4 protein-coding genes are annotated in these 3,502 nt (G+C 58.8%); all 4 read left to right on the plus strand.

Annotation, left to right across the window (positions count from 1 at the left end; genetic code table 11):
* Positions 1-51: 51 nt before the first annotated feature.
* Positions 52-1,080 (plus strand): sulfate ABC transporter substrate-binding protein, encoded by a 1,029-nt coding sequence (locus IBX51_RS14775; protein ID WP_291832082.1) that lies wholly within the window; start codon positions 52-54, stop codon positions 1,078-1,080.
* Positions 1,081-1,145: 65 nt separating this feature from the next.
* Positions 1,146-1,970 carry a sulfate ABC transporter permease subunit CysT gene (gene cysT / locus IBX51_RS14780; protein ID WP_291832084.1) on the plus strand — a complete coding sequence of 275 codons (825 nt, stop codon included), beginning with the start codon at positions 1,146-1,148 and terminating at the stop codon, positions 1,968-1,970.
* A 1-nt stretch (position 1,971) separates the two neighbouring features.
* On the plus strand, positions 1,972-2,862 hold the full coding sequence (gene cysW / locus IBX51_RS14785) for a sulfate ABC transporter permease subunit CysW (RefSeq protein ID WP_291832085.1): 891 nt from the start codon (positions 1,972-1,974) through the stop codon (positions 2,860-2,862).
* Between the two features lie 10 nt (positions 2,863-2,872).
* Positions 2,873-3,502: sulfate/molybdate ABC transporter ATP-binding protein (locus IBX51_RS14790; protein WP_291832086.1), on the plus strand; the 630-nt coding region annotated here is incomplete at its 3' end.

Consider the following 3,502-nt stretch of genomic DNA (forward strand, 5'->3'; position numbering starts at 1 on the left):
GGCCGGCCGGAACACTGGCGGCAGTCATCAAAAAATTTTGAGGAGTTTGCTATGTCTCTGTTCAGAAAACCGTTGCTGGCTCTTACCGCCAGCGTTCTTCTGGCAACCTCGGTTGCCGGCACGGCGCAAGCAAAGGATGTCTCTTTGCTGAACGTCTCCTACGACCCGACCCGAGAGTTCTACCGGGAATACAACGAAACGTTCGCCAAATACTGGCAGGAAACAACCGGTGGCAAGGTCACGGTTCGCCAGTCCCACGGTGGCGCAGGTTCCCAGGCCAGGGCCATCATTGACGGCCTGGATGCCGACGTTGCCACGCTGGCGCTGGCCTACGACATTGACCAGTTCCATGCAAGGGCTGGCCTGATTCCAGCCGACTGGCAGCAACGCCTGCCCAATAACAGCTCACCTTATACCTCCACCATCGTATTGCTGGTGCGCGCTGGTAACCCCAAGAACATACAGGGTTGGGATGACCTGGTGCGGGACGATGTGGAAGTGATCACCCCGAACCCGAAAACCTCCGGCGGCGCCCGCTGGAACTACCTGGCAGCCTGGGGTTACGCGCTGAAAAAGTTCGATGGGGACGAAACCAAAGCCTTCGAATTCGTTCGTGACATCTATCAGCGGGTGCCGGTACTGGATCCTGCTGCCCGGGGAGCGACCAATACCTTTGTTCAGCGTGGCATTGGCGATGTGTTCATTGCCTGGGAGAACGAGGCCATTCTGTCTGTGGAAAAGCTCGGCAAGGGCGACTTCGAGATCATTGTGCCGTCGGTCAGCATCCTGGCCGAGCCTCCGGTCACTGTTATCGACAAAAATGTGGACCGCAAAGGCACCCGCGAGGCGGCTGAAGCCTATCTGGAGCAACTCTACACCGACGAGGCCCAGCGCCTGGCGGGCAAGCACTTCTATCGCCCCAGTAACCCGGAGATTGCCAAGGAGTTTGCAGACGCATTCCCAAGCGTAAACGTGTTTACGGTTAATGAAGTATTTGGCAGCTGGGCAAAGGCCCAGGAAACCCACTTCAACGACGGTGGCCATTTCGACGATATCCTGCAGGTAATCTCAGGCCGTTAAACCCATCGATCCAGGCCCCCGGCACAGCACGCGCTGCCCGGGGGCTTTTGTAAGGTCAAAACATTATGGCTCTCATCAAGCAACGCGTCATACCCGGCTTCGGGCTGACGATGGGCTTCTCTCTCTTCTACCTCAGCATCATTTTCATTATCCCGGTGGCCGGGTTACTGCTGTATACCTCCTTGATGAGCTGGGAAGACTTCTGGAACGCGGTCAGCCACCCGCAGGTGGTTGCCTCCTATAAGCTGTCGTTCGGGGCATCGCTTGTTGGTGCCACACTGAATCTGGTGTTCGGCGGCCTGGTGGCCTGGGTTCTGGTTCGCTACCACTTTCCGGGCAAGAAGTTCATCGACGCCCTGGTGGATCTGCCATTTGCGCTGCCCACGGCGGTGGCCGGCATTGCGCTGGTCACGCTTTATTCCTCCACCGGCTGGGTCGGCCAGTATCTTCAGATTGCCGGTATCAAGGTGGCGTACACCCAACTTGGGGTCGTGATTGCACTGACCTACATCGGCCTGCCGTTTGTGGTGCGCACGGTGCAACCGGTGCTGGAAGACCTGGAATCTGAGCTGGAGGAAGCTTCGGCCAGCCTTGGCGCAGGCCGTTTCACCACGATCCGGCGTGTGGTGTTTCCAGCGCTGGTGCCGGCGCTGCTCACCGGCTATGCCCTGGCGTTTGCCCGGGCGGTGGGCGAATACGGCTCGGTGGTGTTTATTTCCGGAAACCTGCCCTACAAAACCGAAATCACCCCGCTATTGATCGTTGCCAAAACCGAGCAGTACGACTATCAAGGTGCGGCTGCCATTGGCACCGTCATGCTGGTCACCGCTTTCCTGCTTCTGCTGGCTATCAACGGCCTGCAGTGGTGGACCCAGCGCCGAGGGACATGACATGACAACAAAGACTGTAACTTACGAAGGCAATCCGGAGCTGGCAGCCCGCTGGCGCCGTGCCACGGCCGAGCCGGCCTGGGTTCGCCTGACCCTGATTACCATCGCCCTGACCTTCATTGCGGCGTTTCTGGTGTTGCCACTGGCGGTGGTGCTGTATGGCGCCTTTGAACAGGGGCTGAAGGTGTGGTGGGCGGCCATTAATGAGCCTGATGCACTGTCTGCTATCCGGTTGTCGCTGTTGGTGGTGGTCATCGTTATCCCTATCAACCTGGTGTTTGGCGTCGCAGCGGCCTGGGCCATCGCGAAGTTCGAGTTCCGGGGTAAATCGATACTGATCTCGCTGATCGACATGCCTTTTGCCATCTCGCCGGTGGTGGTCGGGCTGATTTTTGTGATCCTGTTCGGCTCTCAGGGCTGGCTCGGACCCTGGCTGGCGGCCAATGACATCCGCATCATCTTCGCCGTGCCCGGTATCGTGATTGTCATCGCGTTCGGCACGCTTCCCTTCATCGCCCGCGAACTGATTCCGCTGATGCAGCAACAGGGCAAGGAGGAAGAGGAAGCCTCGCTGACCCTGGGTGCCAGTGGCTGGAAAACCTTCTGGTACGTCACCCTGCCCAACATCAAATGGGGCCTGATCTACGGCGTGATTCTCTGTAACGCCCGGGCCCTGGGCGAGTTTGGTGCGGTGGCGGTGGTATCCGGCCGTATTCGGGGGGAGACCAACACCATGCCGCTGCACATCGAAGTGCTCTACAACGAATACATGTTTACCGCGGCGTTTGCGGTCTCGTCTCTGCTGACCGGCCTGGCGCTGGTCACCATCGCCATCAAGAGTTTTGTCGAGTGGCTGGATGAGCGCCAGCATCCGGCGGCAAACAGCCAGTGAGGACACACCCATGAGTATTGAAATTGATCGGGTTAATAAACGGTTTAACGATTTTGTTGCAGTGGATAATGTCAGCCTGTCCCTCAAGGAAGGCGAACTGACGGCCCTGCTGGGCCCCTCGGGCTCGGGTAAAACCACCCTGCTGCGGATCATCGCAGGCCTGGAGCAGCCAGACAGTGGCCGAATCCGTTTTCAGGGCGAAGACACCACCGATCTGCACGTGAGCGATCGGGGCGTGGGCTTCGTGTTCCAGCATTATGCGCTGTTCAAACACATGAACGTGTTTGAGAACGTGGCCTATGGCCTGACGGTGAAGCCCCGCAGTCAACGGCCCAGCAAAGAGGAAATTCGCCAAAAAGTCATGCACCTGCTGGAAATGGTGCAACTGGACTGGACTGCGGATAGGCTGCCCTCACAACTCTCTGGTGGCCAGCGCCAGCGGATCGCCCTGGCCAGAGCCTTGGCGGTGGAACCACGAGTGTTGTTGCTGGACGAGCCGTTTGGCGCTCTGGATGCCAAGGTGCGCGCGGAGCTGCGCCGCTGGCTTCGCCGCCTGCACGACGACATTCATGTGACCAGCGTATTCGTGACCCACGATCAGGAAGAAGCGTTGGAAGTCTCAGACCGCGTGGTGGTAATG

It is taken from the genome of Marinobacter sp. (assembly GCF_014859525.1).
In the GTDB taxonomy this organism is placed as follows: Bacteria; Pseudomonadota; Gammaproteobacteria; order Pseudomonadales; family Oleiphilaceae; genus Marinobacter.